Below are 15749 nucleotides of genomic sequence, written 5' to 3' on the forward strand. Positions count from 1 at the left end.
TTTTTTTATTGTCAAAATGCATCGGTAACTTTTGGAAGAAATTTGTTATACTGCAAGATAATGGGATTTTTTGGTTTCAATAAATTTTTTAGGATTGCTTTCTTAAATACGGGAGGGTAGGGATGTTAACATTAATCTTAAGAGTAGTTATTTCGTTATACGCCGTGGTCGTTTTCGTGGCAACGGTACATGCAAGTATTGTTGATGAAGATAAGTATTGGTTATTTTATGCCATCAATATTGCCAGTAGTTTGACCATTCTGTTCTTTGTTAGTCATTCATGGTCAACTTTTCGCTGGGTTGGCGGTCTTGGTATCGTCATTTATCAACTGCAGGGAGCCTATCGTGGCTATTTATTGGATGATTTTCAATTTCATCAGCATATGATTCGTTTGGCCATTAGCATGGCTTTAGTCATTGCGATTGCCTTTACCTGATTAGGCTGTGTGGCGTCTGTTCATGCGGTGGGTGCTCCGCAGCTCTTAAAAATCGGTACATGGTATAATAGAGGGTATGAAAAGATTTAAAAGCACAAATCCAGCCCAAACAAAGGAGCTGGCAAAAAAAATGGCTGCTTTAGCCGATGCCGGCCTAGTTATCACGTTAAATGGTGATCTTGGTGCGGGGAAAACGACTTTTACCAAGGGGTTTGCGGAAGCACTCGGTGTACTCGATCGGGTCAAGAGCCCAACCTTTAACATTCTGAACACCTACGATAGTGGTCGGCTTCCTTTGTATCATTTTGATGCCTACCGCTTGGAAGAGTCGGGCGCGGCTGACCAGGGCTTTGAGGACTACCTTGGCACGGACGGGGTAACGCTGATTGAATGGCCACAGTTCATGGCTGATTTGCTGCCTAACGATCGTTTAGTCATGACGTTTGAACGCACTGGTAATGGCGAAGATGAGCGTTTAATCACCATCAAGGGTTTGGGAAAAGTTGCCGAACTTGAAGAGGAATTATCATGATGGCGGAAAACCCGGATGAGAACAAGGTGACGTTGTCTTACAGTTTAAAGGTCCTTGACTTGCAACAAGCTGCCTTCGCACAGGAACTACTATCGGTCTTGAAAAAAGAGTCGGATACTTTTTTGTTAGCGGATGAGTTAGCACGGCAACAGTCAACGAGTATTGACGAAGAAAAGTTGGATGCTGAGGCAACTTTGCCTGCCAAAACCTGGCTTATCTGGGCAGAGACTTCCAGCAATAATGATTCTGAGGACGATCCAGCTGTGGCCTACCCAGTTGGTATCGGCTCCATATCAGAAGGGGAAGTGGGCATTGCGGTTTTAAAAGACTATCAGAATCAGGGATTGGGCCGCTTAACAATACAAGCCATGGTTGATTGGTCCGAAAAAGTCGGCTATGAGCGATTGTGGCTAGATGTGGATGTCACGAATGCGGCCGCCCGTCATCTTTATGATGAACTTGGCTTTGCTATTCAACCTGGCGGTGAACAAACGGTTGTCTTACCGACGGGTCGAACTGCCACGCTTGAACGAAGGGAATTGGTGCTAAGATGAATTTTGTTGCCATTGATTTTGAAACAGCGTCTGGCCAGCGCCACTCGGCTGTCTCGCTGGCCTTAGTCGTTGTTCGTAACGATGAAATCGTGGATCAATTCTATACGCTATTGAAGCCCGATACACCGTTTTCCGCACGTAATTCGCAAATTCACGGCATTTATAAGAAAGATGTCGTGAACGCCCCGACTTTTAAAGAAATTTGGCCTACCATTGCGCCGTTTTTTACAGAGGAGAAAATGGTGGTTGCTCATAACGCGACGTTTGATGTGTCCGTTTTAAAGGCGTGCTTGGATTATTACGACTTGCCAGATGCTCATTTTCAGGTTTTGGACACCTTAAAAACTTCACGGAAATTAATGCTTGATTTGCCTAATCACAAATTGAACACCGTTTCTGCTGCTCTTGATATCTCCCTCAAAAACCACCACAATGCGCTCGCGGATGCCATTGCCTGTGCTGAAATTTTAATTCGTCAGGGACAGCTCTTTGGAACGGAACCGTTGAAAAAAGCGGTCCGGTATAAGTAGAAGGAAAGCTTTCACAGATGAACGGTTTGAAACGAAAAAAAATAGCGAGAAATGTTCCAGCACTATTCTTAGTGCTGATGGCCTTCCACACAATGCTGACAACCGATAAACCAATTGCGGCTTTCTTTGCCGGCTTGGGGGCTGTCATGATTTTGTATGGACTGTGGCGGAATTCATCGTCATCATTTCTAAATAAAAGGCGCTAACAACGAAACGTTGTTAGCGCCTTTTTTCATGTCCATGAGGGCAAGTAATGACAAGGTAAATTTTGGAATTTACGAGGTGTTAATGGGGAAAGATTGTTTTGTTCATCGTGATCATTTGCTTTTGAGTGAGTATCATCCTTTTTACGTAATACTAAGTGAAGAAAACATTGATGAATCTAAGCGCTTTTGAGCAATTCATAATCCTTATTTGGAGAAAGTACCTATGCAACATTTTCGATACAGAGCACAAGTTGATGAACGCGATTGTGGCACTGCTTGTCTGGCCATGGTTGCGAAGACATACGGCCATGACGTATCCATTGCAAAAATACGTCGCTTAGCGAAAACTAACTTAGAAGGATCAACGGCACTTGGTCTAAAAAAGGCGGCCGAAAGAATGAACTTTGATGTAAAGGCCATTCGAGCGGATATGACTCTATTTGAGAAAGATAATCAAATACCCTTTCCATTTATTGTGCATGTCCAAAAGCCCGATCATGGTCAGCTACTCGAACACTACTACGTCGTGTACGGGATAACCAAAAATAAAATTAAAATTGCTGACCCGGATCCAGACGTCAAAAAGAGAACCATGACCCATGCCGAATTTGAAGAACAGTGGACAGGCGTGGCCCTCTTTTTTGCCCCCAACCCAGAGTTCAAACCAGAAAAAGAGAGTCGGCGTGGTTTCAGCGGTCTCTCATCCGTGATTATAAAGCAAAAAGGGTTAGTGACCAATATTGTGGCGGCTTCGCTGTTTGTGACCTTGATTAGCATTGTTGGCTCTTATTTTCTGCAACTCTTAGTTGATGAGTACGTTCCCAACAGTATGATGAGCACCCTGGCCATTGTTAGTCTTGGCCTGATTTCAGCCTATCTTTTGCAACAGGTCATGGTCTATGTACAACAGTATTTGCTTATTATTCTGGGACAGCGATTATCAATTGACATCATTCTTTCCTATGTCCGACATTTGTTTAAATTACCAATGAGCTTCTTTTACACCAGACGGGTTGGCGAACTAACTTCTCGCTTTAATGATGCCAATTCCGTGATTGAAGCAGTTGCTTCATCCATTCTGTCTCTATTCATTGACATGGTCATTGTGATCATTATGGCTGTTGTTTTATTGAGCTATAATGCTCAGCTATTTTTAATCACGGCTTTATCGATTCCTGTTTACACTTTTGTTATCTTGGTCTTTGTTAAAGTCTTTTCACGTTTAAATCACGAAACCATGCGCGCGGGAGCTAATCTAGAAGCAGCGGTTATTGAACGATTAACTGGCATGGAAACAATTAAAGCGCTTGGTGCTGAACAGTCTGGTTATGATGAAATTGATCAAAACTATGTCCGTTTTTTAAAGCTTTCTTTTTCTAAAGCACGCTTAACAGCGATTCAAGAATCCTTAAAGGGGAGCTTGAAACTTGTTTTTCAAGTCTTTGTTTTATGGTATGGCGCCAATTTAGTCGTGCAAAATCGTCTGACCATTGGGGAATTAATGGCTTATAACGCTTTGCTTAGTTATTTTACGGAACCACTGCAAACCATCATTAACCTACAAAGTAAGATTCAGTCCGCCATTGTCGCCGCTCACCGCTTGCAAGAAATCTATGCCGTTTCGTCTGAGTTTGACGGTGAAGAAAACCTGCAACCAATAGAAAAGCAGGATTTAACCATTCGCTTTGAAAACATTTCCTTTGAGTATCAATACAATCAACCAATTTTCGATCGCTTAGATTTAACCATACAAAACAATGAAAAAATTGCGCTGGTTGGCGTTTCTGGATCTGGAAAATCAACCTTAGCAAAACTGTTGGTTCGTTTTTTTGACCTCGAAGCCAATCACGGGAAAATCTCGATTAACCACCATGATATTTGCCAGTTTAAAAAGGAAACCCTTCGTTCAAGCATTACCTATGTTCCTCAGGAGGCCCATCTTTTTACTGGAACCATCATTGAAAACTTACTCCTAGGGGTTAAAGAGCCAGTCCAACCAGAAGCAATTTATCGAGCAGTAGAAATCGCTGGCATTAAAGAAGATATCGAAAAAATGGCACAGGGTTTTCATACTGAAATTAACGATGCGGGGACACTTTCCGGCGGACAGCGACAACGCCTCTCGTTAGCCCGGGCACTTTTAACTGATTCCCAGGTCCTTATTTTGGATGAATCCACTAGTAATCTTGATTTGCTAACCGAAAAGAAAGTGATTGATAATCTACTAGCTCTAGAGGATAAAACCATTATTTTTGTCGCTCATCGTTTAACCGTTGCCGAACGAGCGGACCGGCTGGTCATGTTAGATAATGGAAGAATCGTAGCGGATGGAAAGCATGCGGCCTTACTCGGGACTAACGAGGCCTATACAAACCTGGTACAGCAGTAAAGTGAGGAGACCAATTGTTTAAAGAAAATCAACTCGAAAGTGCTGAATTTTATAATCGTCGTTACGGGACTTTTACGACAAAACTGATTTGGCCAATCATGATTGCTGTACTGTTGACTGTTCTTTTCTTATGCTTTACAAAAAAAGAAATCACGGTAAAAGCTGTCGGGCAAATCATACCCCAAAGTACCTTAACCACAATTCAATCAGCCAATAATTCGGTCATCACTCAAAACAACCTGAAGGAAAACAAAGTGGTCCACCGTGGTGAAACCCTCGTCGTCTTCAATAATCAAGACACTACCATCAGCCAGATTAATAATCAGCAAAAAATTGATCGAACGAATCGCCATTTACAAGCGCTGAACACCTTTAAGAAAAGTGTTGAACAAGGTAAAAATTTGTTTACAACAAATGACGATTACGGCTACTCAGATTATCTAACTGACTATCAAAGCCAGTTAGATAATCTGAATCGGTCCAATCAGGAAGGTATTGACGAAATCAATCAAAGCGACGCAGAACAAAAGAATAAAGAAAAAAAGATTAATCAAAGTCAACAAGAAGCGAATCAAAAAATCCAATCATTAAAAGCTAAAACCCTAGCTAGCATTAATCAAGAAATTCAGAGCTTAAAGGACAGCAAACTAGATTTAAACAGTAACCAAATTTCGCTGGTAAATGCCGCGAATAATGCTGTCTTGAAAGCTCCAACGGATGGCGTATTACATTTAAAAGGGGCGACGACAAACTCTCAATACCTGCCAAGTGGGACGGAGATTGCAGAAATCTATCCTGTTTTGAATGAGCAGACCAAGCTTGAAGTTAGTTTTGTCGTTCCTGCTAATCAAATGAACAGCTTGAAAATTAATCAAAAAATTCGCTTTCACGCTAATCAATCCGGACCTAAGCCTCTTTTACTTAATGGAACCATTAATCAGATTGATGAAGCACCAACTAATACAAAACAAGGTAATGTTTACACTATTCGGGCTAGATTGATGCCGACACAGTCTGAACTTGAAGAGATTCGATATGGCGTGGTGGGAACGGTGTCGATTATCACTGGAAAGAAGACATGGCTAAATTATTTAAGAGAATTAATACTGGCGAAATAATTAGCATGCATTGCGTAAAAAAAATTCGCCAATATTTGGCGAATTTTTTACATTTCAATATCTAATTTCAAGGGAGCGTGGTCTTGGCGGGCGCCGGTGTCCACGACTTGAATCTTTTGAACTTTATCGGCAATGCGGTTTGACACGAGGTAGTAGTCAATCCGCCAGCCGGAATTGTTGATTTTAGATGTCTTAGAACGCTGTGCCCACCAAGAATAAATACCAGCCTCATTAGGATGCATCGCCCGCAACGCGTCTGTGTAGCCAGCATCAAGCAACTTTGTGAAGTGTGAACGTTCTTCGTCCGTGAAGCCAGCCGAATGGTGGTTGGCACTTGGATGCTTCAAATCAATTTCTTCGTGAGCGACGTTAAAGTCACCGGAGAAGATAACTGGCTTCTGCTCGTTTAACCCGTTGATGTACTGACGGTAGGCATCGTCCCAAAGCTGACGATCATCTAAGCGGGCAAGTTCGCCACCGGCATTTGGTGTGTAGACGGTTGAAACGAAGCAATCGTTGAATTCAGCGGTGACAATACGACCTTCCTGATCCATTTCGCCTGGAGCTCCAATTGCGGGATAATCAACGTTGAGGGGTTCTTCCTTCGTCATTAACATGGTACCGGCGTAAGATTTACGGGCAGACGATGAATTCGTGTAGAAATGATAGTCGGGAAAAAGAGCTTCCAGTGCAGCCTTTTGCTTCTTAGTTAAACCATCGACTTTTAATTTCGTTTCTTGGATGGCGACGACGTCGGGTTTTGCTTCTGCGATCTTTTCGAGAACGCCCCAAGTCATCAAGCCACGGTCGGATTTGTGCTCAACAGCTGCATTAATGGAATCGATGTTCCAGGAAATCAGTTTCATTTGCCTTTTCTTCCTTTAGTCAAAGTCTATTCTTCTTGCTTGGTATCAACGGGGTCCTTGCTGATGCTTTCTTGCGCCAACCGTTGCATGTAGGCCGGAATGGCGGCGGCAATCGTGGATGGTAGGGTAACGTAGGCTGTTTTGCTTAGGTCCTCTGCAATAGCAGAATGGCAATAAACAGCGGCCAGGACAGCTGGCCCCAGTGGTTGAAATTGTGCAGCAAAACCCGCAACCATTCCGGCTAGGGTGTCACCCATCCCACCGGTGGCCTGATAAGGACCGCCGACGGTTAGTTGATACATGTCATCCTTCAAGTATACCTGGGTAGCAGAAGATTTCAAAACGAGAATGGGTTCAGTTTTGAAATTAATGAGGGCCTCCCAGTTAGCATCTTCCCGGGCTTGATCAGCAATGGTGACTTCGCCGAAGCGTTGCCATTCCATTTGGTGAGGAGTCAGCACGACTTTGGCATTAGGGAGGGAAAGGTTTTGCTCAGCCATCATCGTCAGCGCTGATCCGTCGATAATCAAAGTTTGTTTTGGTTGAATATGAGCCAAGACTTGGTTTAAAACCCCAATTTCTTCGCCCAATCCTGACCCGACAAGGACGACGTCAGCCTTTTTGATTGTTTGTGTGAGGTCAGACTGGTAATCCACCACCATGACTTCGGGTAAGCGGGCGTGGATGGCTGTTTTATTGGTTAAGTCGGTGGCCACAGTGACGAGGCCAGCGCCCGATTGGACCGCCGCTTGTGCGTTCATAATAACGGCTCCGCCAAGATTGGCGTTGCCACCAACAATTAAAACGTGTCCGTACGTCCCTTTGAAACTATCGCGATTTCTGGGGGTGATGACATTTGCTGCGAGTTCATGGGATAGATTTATCATAAAAAAATTCAACCTCCTGCACACATTTTACCGCGGACTTGTGTATAATTAAAATTAAATCATTAGAAAATTATGAAAAAGTCCCGTGTGACTTTTCCGGAAACAATTAACGGAGGTATTTTCATGGTCGATTGGCAGTTGAAAGCAAAGGAAGAGGAAAGTGCTTATTTGGCAGATTTGGCTGATTATTTAGCCATTCCTTCCGTCAGAGATGATAGTATGGCAACCAAAGAAGCGCCATTGGGACCTGGACCAAAGGGCGCCTTGGAACACATTTTGTCGTTGGCAGATCGTGATGGTTTTGTGACAAAAAACATCGATAACGTTGTCGGTTACATTGAAATTGGGCCCAAGGACAGCGAGGAATATGTCGCACTCTTGGCCCACGTTGATGTGATGCCAGCTGGTGAAGGATGGAATACGGATCCCTTCACGGCCGTGATTGAGGATGGTAAAGTCATTGCCCGCGGTGCTTCCGATGATAAGGGACCTGGTCTTGCCGCCTACTACGCTTTCAAGATGATTCGCGATATGAACTTGCCTTTGAAGCGTCGTGTTCGTTTGATTTTCGGAACGGATGAAGAAAACGACTGGACGGGCATGACGCGTTACTTCGAAGTTGAACCAGCTCCGGCATTTGGATTCTCACCCGATGCTGAGTACCCCATCATCAATGGGGAAAAGGGGAATGTACAGGTTAACGTCACGTCTGAAGGGACGAACGGAGACAAGGCACAATTGCTGAACTTTGAATCAGGCTTACGGACAAACATGGTACCAGGTGTTGCCCGTGCCACGGTTGCCGGCTTGACTTTTGACCAAGTGGACGATGATTTTTCAAACTACTTAGCTGACCATCCACAGGTATCAGGAAAAGTCGCCGAGGATGGCGATGAGATTCAGTTAGAAGTGATTGGAAAACAGGTGCACGGTTCATTACCCGAAACGGGGGAAAATGCTGGAACCTACTTGGCCAACTTTTTGAATCGCTACGAATTTGGTGGTAGTGCAGCTGGTTTCTTGACTTATCTTGGTACGTGGTCACACGATGACCCAACGGGTCGTCAATTAGGCGTGGCGTACAAAGACGAAGTCATGGGCGCTTTATCCATGAATGTTGGAATTATTCGGTTTGATGAAGAAAACGGCGTCTTCATTAACTATAACTTCCGTTATCCAAAGGGCATTACGCCGGACTTTATCCGTGAACAATTGGCGAAGGCGATGCCGGAGTGGCGTCACAAGGCCGAGATTGGTGGCCATGCTCAGGTACCGCACTATGTTTCACCTAAGGACCCAGTAGTTAAGAGTTTGTTGAACATTTACCATGATCAGACTGGTCTGAAGGCTTACGATCAGGTGATTGGTGGGGGGACATATGGACGTTTGATGGAACGCGGTGTTGCTTTTGGAGCGCTGTTCCCGGATTCACCTGAAACGATGCACCAAGTCAATGAATTTGCCCTAGTTGATGATTTAGTTCGTTCAATGGGAATTTACGGTCAAGCAATCGTTGAGTTGGCAAATCTGCCAGAATAATGGGCTTCAATCCCGAAATTATACAAAAAAGCATGAATCGACTACTTGCGATTCATGCTTTTTGTTGTTTTCTGTTGCTTATTTTGCTGTGTTATTTTTCTTTTGCTTGTCGCGAAAAACGTAAAGCTTGGAGAGGTAGTAGTTTGGAATTAACAACATGGCATTACGTGCAATGTTAACGTAAAAATCATTGAAGGAAAGGTGTTTGACCCCAATCCACATAATTCCAAGGCCGAGCCAAAAAGTCAGGGCACGTGATAAATAGTAGTTCACAATTTCGGGGATAATTTTCCACCCACGGACTTTGGAATCAAAGACCCATTGACGGTTGGTCACGTAGGCGAACAGGACGGCGATTCCCCAAGCTAAGGTGTAGGAAATGGAATAGTTGGCGAATTTAGAAATGAAGCCGTAGGACCACATGTTCACAAGGAAAGTACCGAATCCTAAAACTAAGTATCGGATGATTCGATCATATTTTTTTAGCAGTCTTTTTAACATTGGCATTCTCTCTAACCATTGATGTTTCCAATATGATAACAAAGATGAATCAATTGAGCATTAAATTTAGATAAAAACATTTAATCCGTGTCCTTTTCTAAATTTCGTGAGTCAAAACCTTGTGAAAATCTGGTATTTAGTCTAAAATTAGTAGGAAGAAATGACTTGGAGGATTTGATATGTCTAAATGGACAGCAGCTACGGATGCAAACCGTGGTACGTTAGAATTTTCAATCGCACAAGAAGATGTGCAAAAGGGCTTAAAGGCAGCCTTTGAAAAGAACAAGGACAAGATTGCGGTTCCTGGTTTCCGTAAGGGAAAGGTTCCAATGGCACTTTTCTTGCAAAAGTTTGGTGAAGAAGCCTTGTACCAAGACGTCATGGACATTGTTTTGCCAGCTGCTTACCAAGCAGCCGTTGCCGATGCCGGCATTACGGTTGTTGGACAGCCTGACATCGCTCCTGTTTCAATGGAAAAGGGTGCCGATTGGGAAATGAAGGCCGAAGTTGCCGTTGCGCCTGAAATCAAGTTGGGTGACTACACTGGTTTGACTGTTGAAAAGCAAGATGCCAAGGTATCAGACGAAGATGTTGATGCTGAAATCAAGCGTATGCAAGAAAACCAAGCGGAATTGGTTTTGCAACCTGAAGGCACAAAGGCTGAAAACGGTGACACGGTCGTTATCGACTTTGACGGTTCAATTGACGGTGACCACTTTGAAGGTGGTCAGTCAAAGGACTACTCACTTGAATTGGGCTCAGGTTCATTCATTCCTGGTTTCGAAGAACAATTGGTTGGTCATGTGGCCGGCGATGATGTTGATGTGAAGGTTACCTTCCCAGAAGATTACCAAGCCAAGGATTTGGCTGGTAAAGAAGCTTTGTTTGAAGTTAAGCTTCACGAAATCAAGCGCAAGTCTTTGCCAGAATTGGATGATGAATTTGCCAAGGATGTTGACGAAGACGTTGACACGCTTGACGAATTGAAGGCAAAGACCAAGAAGAACTTGGAAGAAGCTCGCCAGCAAGCAGCAGACGATGCATTCGAAGACGCAGCCGTTGAAGCTGCTGTTAAGAACGCCGAAGTTGTTGGTGGTGACATTCCACAAGAAATGATTGACGAAGATGTTCATCGCCAGATGCAACAGTACCTTGGTCAATTGCAGCAACAAGGTATCTCACCACAAATGTTCTTCCAAATCTCTGGTCAAACAGAAGATTCATTAGAGAAGCAGTTTGCTGAAGGTGCCGATACTCGTGTGAAGACGAACTTGGTGTTGGAAGCCATCGTTAAGAAGGAAGATTTCCAACCTTCAGATGAAGAAGTTGCCGCTGAAGTAAAGGACTTGGCTTCACAGTACAACATTTCTGAAGAGCAAGTTAAGCAGTCATTGTCAGATGCTTTGTTGAAGCATGATATTGCGATGAAGTCTGCTGTTGATAAGATTGTTTCGACTGCAAAGGCAAAGTAAACAAGATGAAGAGCCCCTTGCGGGCTTTTTTTCTTAGAAAGACTTTGACAAACGTCGTGCTAAAACGGCGTTAATTTGGATAAAGCTGAAAGGATGATCAATGACTGAAGAAAATCAAGGACCAATGATTCACTGCTCGTTCTGTGGAAAAGGCGCCGATGAGGTTAAAAAACTGGTCGCTGGGCCTGATGGTCTGTATATTTGTAATGAATGTACGGATTTGGCTGAGCAAATCATCAAAGAAGACTTAGCCCTAGATGCAGAGGGTGAACAATTGGAATTGCCGACGCCAAAGGAAATTGTTGAATCACTAGGTGACTATGTAATTGGTCAAGAAGATGCCAAGAAGACCTTGGCCGTCGCGGTCTACAACCATTACAAGCGCGTTAACGAAAACGCGTTGAAGACGACGGATGTGGAGCTTCAAAAGTCGAACATCGCCTTGCTTGGTCCAACTGGTTCGGGGAAGACTTATCTTGCGCAATCGCTTGCTAAGATTTTGCAGGTGCCTTTTGCCATTGCCGATGCCACGACTTTGACAGAAGCGGGCTATGTTGGTGAAGACGTAGAGAACATCTTGTTGAAGCTGTTGCAGGCAGCCAATTTTGATGTTGAGACTGCACAACGCGGCATTATCTACGTTGATGAAATTGATAAGATTGCGAAAAAGTCTGAAAACGTTTCGATTACACGAGACGTTTCAGGTGAAGGTGTTCAACAAGCCCTACTGAAGATGTTAGAAGGAACGATTGCTTCTGTACCACCTCAGGGTGGTCGTAAGCATCCGAACCAAGAGATGATTCAGATTGACACTACTAACATTCTCTTTATTGTCGGTGGGGCCTTTGCCGGTCTTGATACGATCATTAAAGAGCGTTTGGGTAAGCGGGTGATTGGCTTTGGTTCTGCTTCTTCGGACAATGCGGAAGCATTGAGTAAGAAGAATATTTTACAAAACGTGGAGCCGGAGGACTTGTCGAAATTCGGGCTAATTCCTGAATTTATCGGTCGGTTGCCAATCATTACGGTTTTGGATGAATTGACTGTGGAAGACTTGACCCACATCTTGACGAAGCCAAAAAACGCACTGGTTAAACAGTATAAGGCCCTGCTTGGCTTGGACGGCGTGGATCTTGAATTCCAGCCAACGGCTTTGAAGGCGATGGCTGACTTGGCTATTGCGCGTGGAACCGGAGCTCGTGGACTACGTTCCATTATTGAGCAAGTGATGAAGGACGTGATGTACGAAATTCCATCACGTGATGATGTTGAAAAAGTTGTCATTACAAAGGCAGCCGTTGAAAACGGTAAGGAACCGAAGTTGGTTCTGAAAAAGGAAGGGTAAGCATCATGGATGTGCATAACGTCGAAATGGTCATGTCGGCCGTTTCACCAAGCCAATACCCAGAAGACGGGCGGCCAGAATTTGCGCTGGTTGGGCGGTCAAACGTTGGGAAGTCATCGTTAACCAACACGCTAATTAACCGTAAAAACTTCGCCCGGACTTCCGGGCAGCCGGGTAAGACGCAAACATTGAACTTTTACTCAGTTGAGGATGCCTTGTACTTTGTCGATGTCCCTGGGTATGGCTACGCTAAGGTTTCAAAAAAGAAACGAGAAGCTTTCGGCCAAATGATTGAAACCTATATTAGTACCCGTAAACAGTTACGGGGTGTGATTTCCCTTGTGGATGCCCGTCATAAGCCAAGCCAAGAAGACATCATGATGTACCAGTGGTTGGCTTACTACAACATTCCGGTGCTGTTGGTGGCGACCAAGGCGGATAAAATCGCTCGTGGAAAACTAAACCAATCAGAATCAATCATCAAAAAAGCAGTTGATTTCGATCCAAGTAATTCCGACTTCTGTTTCTTTTCATCGGTAACGAAATCCGGTAAAGAAAAGGTCTGGGAGTGGATTGAAAGTAAAATGTAATGTCTGGTTACTATGGATTTTATCAATTTGTTTTGAAAAAAAGCAACTAGACCATTGACGAAAAAGACCTTCTGAGTACAATAGTACTTAGGAGGTCTTTTACATGGCAGAAGATACAGCAATTTTTGCAGGTGGTTGTTTTTGGTGCATGGTTGAACCGTTTGATTCCTTACCGGGAATTGAGAAGGTTCGTTCCGGTTATACCGGTGGGCATGTTGCCAATCCAACCTACGAAGAAGTTTGTTCCCACACAACGGGACATACGGAAGCCGTTAAAATCTGGTTTGATCCAGATGTGATTTCCTACAAGGAGCTGGTTGATTTGTATTGGCAGGTGGCAGACCCAACGGATGCCACCGGTCAGTTTGCGGATCGCGGAGATAGTTACCGGCCAGTCATCTTTGTTAATTCACCCGAACAACGGCGGATAGCGGAAGAGTCCAAGAAAGAACTCGAAGAATCCGGTCGTTTTGATCGACCAATTGTGACGTCTATTGAAGACGCCAAGCCTTTCTACGAGGCCGAGGAGTATCACCAAGACTTTTATAAGAAGGACCCCCTTCGCGAAGCGATGATGATGGTTCCCCGCAAACGTTATCAGGAAAAGTATTGGGAGGATAAAGCACATGACGAAGTATAACCAAGAAGAATTAAAGGCTCGCTTGACACCAGAACAGTATGAAGTTACTCAAAACGCCGCAACGGAGCGTCCCTTTACTGGAAAGTATGACCAGTGGTGGGATGATGGCATTTTTGTTGACGTGGTTTCGGGAGAACCGTTGTTTTCATCAACGGATAAGTATGATTCTGGCTGTGGTTGGCCAGCCTTCACAAAGGGAATCGATGATGCTGATTTGAAGGAAGACACGGACCATTCGTTCGGAATGACCCGTACTGAGGTGCGTTCGCGTGATGCTAATTCCCACCTGGGCCACGTCTTTCCAGATGGCCCTCAAGACAAGGGGGGCTTGCGTTACTGCATTAACTCAGCCGCTCTGCGTTTCATCCCAAAGGCTGATATGGAAAAAGAGGGGTACGGTAAGTACCTGAAGTTGTTCGATAAGTAATGAAATAAAATTTTTGGTCCCGGCTTTGGCTGGGACTTTTTTATTTAGAAAAATTTTGTCTTCTATACTATATGTTATATAATATTGCCTGGAGGGAAGGTATGGCGATTAGAATTCCGAATCGAGTGCTGGAGGCTGTTGTGCTTTCGGTATTAAAAGAAGAACCACTGTATGGGTACGCACTGACCAAAAAGATTCAGTTGCAGCTACCAATTTCAGATTCCACTACTTATCCGATTTTGAGGCGTCTTGAGAAAAAAGATCTGGTGACGACCCGTTCAAAAGTCTTTGCGGAAAGAGTGCGAAAGTATTATGAGTTAACGGATAGTGGCCAGCTTTATTTGAAAGAAGCCTGTGCTGATTGGCAGCTTTTTTCTAATCAAATTAATGCACTGTTGGGAGAACACTAGGATGACCTATTTGAATGAACTCGAGCAGGCCCTGGTTGGTCTGCCCAAAAACGAACAAGAAAACATTATTGAGTATTACCGGAACTATCTAGCGGATGGCGGGTTGTCGGATGAAGAGGCGCGAGTGAAGTTGGGCAAACCCGCTGTCTTAGCCGAAAAATTGAAAGCTGATTTTGACCAAGAAGATGGGGATGAGGTTACCACTCGGGCAAAGCAGACACAACCGTTGACCCGTGGTCAATTTATCCTGGTTATTTTGACTTCCCCAATTTGGCTACTGGTTACGTTAATTAGCTTTCTTGGTATTGCGTCATTACCATTGTTGGCTTGGGGTATTGCCTTATCGTTAATTATCGTATCGGCGTTCTCAGGGATTGCCGGTGCCGTCGTGTTAACTCAGAATTTCTGGGGTGGCCTTTTCTACATTGGCATGGCCGTGATTTCAATTGGTTTGTCCATTATGTTTTCCCCATGTGCGACTTGGCTGGTCATGAAGGCGACGGACTGGACGAAGGCTCTTTTGCTGAAAATTCAACACACGGCAAGGAGGGTGCTGAATCATGAATAGTAAAATAATGACTGGTTTTTTCCTCGTGTTTGTCGGTTTAGCCTTATCGGCTTTTTCAGTCTGGAAGGGGGGCTTACCGGGAGAAGTCTACTGGAACAATGGTCCTGTCTACATTTCAGATCAAGACGAGCGCGGTAGTTTGGACATTACACCAGACCAAATTAGTTCGGGCAAACAAGAGGTGAAGAACCTGGTTGTGGCCACTAAAGAGGCTGATGTGGTGGTGGAGCAGGGGACCCGTTTCTCGATTTTAACGGATCCGGTAGAAAAGTCCTCGGTAACGGTTTCATCAAATGATGGTTTGGTCACCGTGACGGCTGAAGAGAAAAATAATTGGTCGTTTGGAATTAAAAACCGTAATAAACATCGGATTATTATTACAGTTCCGGATAAAATGACATTGGATAAATTATCGTTATCCAATGTGAATGGTTCGCTAAAAGTCAAAAACCAACACGGCAACGTTTTCTCCCTGACAAATGTGAATGGGGCAGTGACGGTGTTCGATAGTAAGCTGGAAAAGTCAGGGCTGATTGATAGTCGCAATGGTGATGTGACGATTCGTAAATCGACCCTCCCTAAATTGGCCACCGTCAGTCGCCAAGGAAATGTTCAGATTGATAAAGACTACCAAAATGTTCATTTGAACAAAGCAGACTTTATTATTCGCACAATTAATGGAGACATCGCCTTAAGATAATGAATGAACGAGTCGACCGCTGGTCGACTTTTCGTTTT

19 protein-coding genes are annotated in these 15749 nt (G+C 44.1%); 16 read left to right on the plus strand and 3 right to left on the minus strand.

Features of this window, described 5'->3' with window-relative positions; all coding sequences use genetic code 11:
- Positions 1–122: 122 nt before the first annotated feature.
- The 7 genes from ACSYSL_RS00215 to ACSYSL_RS00245 all read left to right on the plus strand — a co-directional run bounded on the left by ACSYSL_RS00215 (position 123) and on the right by ACSYSL_RS00245 (position 5766).
- Positions 123–437, plus strand: coding sequence for a hypothetical protein (locus ACSYSL_RS00215; RefSeq protein ID WP_491708671.1), 315 nt, complete (start codon positions 123–125; stop codon positions 435–437).
- A gap of 76 nt (positions 438–513) precedes the next feature.
- Positions 514–969 (plus strand): tRNA (adenosine(37)-N6)-threonylcarbamoyltransferase complex ATPase subunit type 1 TsaE, encoded by a 456-nt coding sequence (tsaE, locus tag ACSYSL_RS00220; RefSeq protein ID WP_010691597.1) that lies wholly within the window; start codon positions 514–516, stop codon positions 967–969.
- The gene (locus ACSYSL_RS00225; protein ID WP_491708672.1) at positions 966–1523 is read left to right on the plus strand and encodes a GNAT family N-acetyltransferase; all 558 of its coding nucleotides are present in this window, start codon (positions 966–968) and stop codon (positions 1521–1523) included. Before tsaE ends, ACSYSL_RS00225 begins: the two co-directional genes overlap by 4 nt.
- The gene (locus tag ACSYSL_RS00230; protein WP_491708673.1) at positions 1520–2053 is read left to right on the plus strand and encodes a 3'-5' exonuclease; all 534 of its coding nucleotides are present in this window, start codon (positions 1520–1522) and stop codon (positions 2051–2053) included. Before ACSYSL_RS00225 ends, ACSYSL_RS00230 begins: the two co-directional genes overlap by 4 nt.
- 17 nt (positions 2054–2070) lie before the next feature.
- Positions 2071–2259, plus strand: a complete 189-nt coding sequence (locus tag ACSYSL_RS00235) for a hypothetical protein (protein WP_491708674.1) — start codon at positions 2071–2073, stop codon at positions 2257–2259.
- 223 nt (positions 2260–2482) lie between these two features.
- On the plus strand, positions 2483–4648 hold the full coding sequence (locus tag ACSYSL_RS00240; RefSeq protein WP_491708675.1) for a peptide cleavage/export ABC transporter: 2166 nt from the start codon (positions 2483–2485) through the stop codon (positions 4646–4648).
- Positions 4649–4662: 14 nt separating this feature from the next.
- Positions 4663–5766, plus strand: a complete 1104-nt coding sequence (locus ACSYSL_RS00245; protein WP_491708676.1) for a hypothetical protein — start codon at positions 4663–4665, stop codon at positions 5764–5766.
- A 47-nt stretch (positions 5767–5813) separates the two neighbouring features.
- Here the strand turns inward: ACSYSL_RS00245 and ACSYSL_RS00250 are convergent, their stop codons facing one another.
- Together ACSYSL_RS00250 and ACSYSL_RS00255 are read right to left on the minus strand one after the other, a co-directional pair.
- Positions 5814–6632, minus strand: coding sequence for an exodeoxyribonuclease III (locus ACSYSL_RS00250; protein WP_491708677.1), 819 nt, complete (start codon positions 6630–6632; stop codon positions 5814–5816).
- Positions 6633–6658: 26 nt separating this feature from the next.
- Positions 6659–7519: an NAD(P)H-hydrate dehydratase gene (locus ACSYSL_RS00255; protein WP_491708678.1), complete on the minus strand. Its 861-nt coding sequence runs from the start codon at positions 7517–7519 to the stop codon at positions 6659–6661.
- Between the two features lie 123 nt (positions 7520–7642).
- Here ACSYSL_RS00255 and pepV point away from each other — a divergent pair, with 123 nt between their 5' ends.
- On the plus strand, positions 7643–9058 hold the full coding sequence (pepV, locus tag ACSYSL_RS00260) for a dipeptidase PepV (protein WP_491708679.1): 1416 nt from the start codon (positions 7643–7645) through the stop codon (positions 9056–9058).
- A 78-nt stretch (positions 9059–9136) separates the two neighbouring features.
- Here the strand turns inward: pepV and ACSYSL_RS00265 are convergent, their stop codons facing one another.
- A complete protein-coding gene (locus tag ACSYSL_RS00265; RefSeq protein WP_010691588.1) occupies positions 9137–9559 on the minus strand; it encodes a GtrA family protein in 423 nt (140 codons plus the stop codon).
- 179 nt (positions 9560–9738) lie between these two features.
- On the opposite strand from ACSYSL_RS00265, the gene tig reads away from it, so the two are divergent.
- From tig to ACSYSL_RS00305, 8 genes are all read left to right on the plus strand, one after another.
- A complete protein-coding gene (gene tig / locus ACSYSL_RS00270) occupies positions 9739–11031 on the plus strand; it encodes a trigger factor (RefSeq protein WP_491708680.1) in 1293 nt (430 codons plus the stop codon).
- A 100-nt stretch (positions 11032–11131) separates the two neighbouring features.
- The gene (gene clpX, locus ACSYSL_RS00275) at positions 11132–12376 is read left to right on the plus strand and encodes an ATP-dependent Clp protease ATP-binding subunit ClpX (RefSeq protein ID WP_491708681.1); all 1245 of its coding nucleotides are present in this window, start codon (positions 11132–11134) and stop codon (positions 12374–12376) included.
- 5 nt (positions 12377–12381) lie between these two features.
- Positions 12382–12966 (plus strand): ribosome biogenesis GTP-binding protein YihA/YsxC, encoded by a 585-nt coding sequence (gene yihA, locus ACSYSL_RS00280; protein ID WP_010691585.1) that lies wholly within the window; start codon positions 12382–12384, stop codon positions 12964–12966.
- Positions 12967–13069: 103 nt separating this feature from the next.
- On the plus strand, positions 13070–13606 hold the full coding sequence (msrA, locus tag ACSYSL_RS00285; RefSeq protein WP_010691584.1) for a peptide-methionine (S)-S-oxide reductase MsrA: 537 nt from the start codon (positions 13070–13072) through the stop codon (positions 13604–13606).
- Entirely contained in the window at positions 13593–14033 is a 441-nt protein-coding gene (gene msrB, locus ACSYSL_RS00290) for a peptide-methionine (R)-S-oxide reductase MsrB (RefSeq protein ID WP_010691583.1), read from the plus strand. Before msrA ends, msrB begins: the two co-directional genes overlap by 14 nt.
- A gap of 101 nt (positions 14034–14134) precedes the next feature.
- The gene (locus ACSYSL_RS00295) at positions 14135–14443 is read left to right on the plus strand and encodes a PadR family transcriptional regulator (RefSeq protein WP_491708682.1); all 309 of its coding nucleotides are present in this window, start codon (positions 14135–14137) and stop codon (positions 14441–14443) included.
- A 1-nt stretch (position 14444) separates the two neighbouring features.
- Positions 14445–15011, plus strand: a complete 567-nt coding sequence (locus ACSYSL_RS00300) for a DUF1700 domain-containing protein (protein ID WP_491708683.1) — start codon at positions 14445–14447, stop codon at positions 15009–15011.
- Positions 15004–15711: a DUF4097 family beta strand repeat-containing protein gene (locus tag ACSYSL_RS00305; RefSeq protein WP_338344752.1), complete on the plus strand. Its 708-nt coding sequence runs from the start codon at positions 15004–15006 to the stop codon at positions 15709–15711. Before ACSYSL_RS00300 ends, ACSYSL_RS00305 begins: the two co-directional genes overlap by 8 nt.
- Positions 15712–15749 lie beyond the last annotated feature (38 nt).

The organism is Fructobacillus sp. ESL1129, from assembly GCF_058507945.1.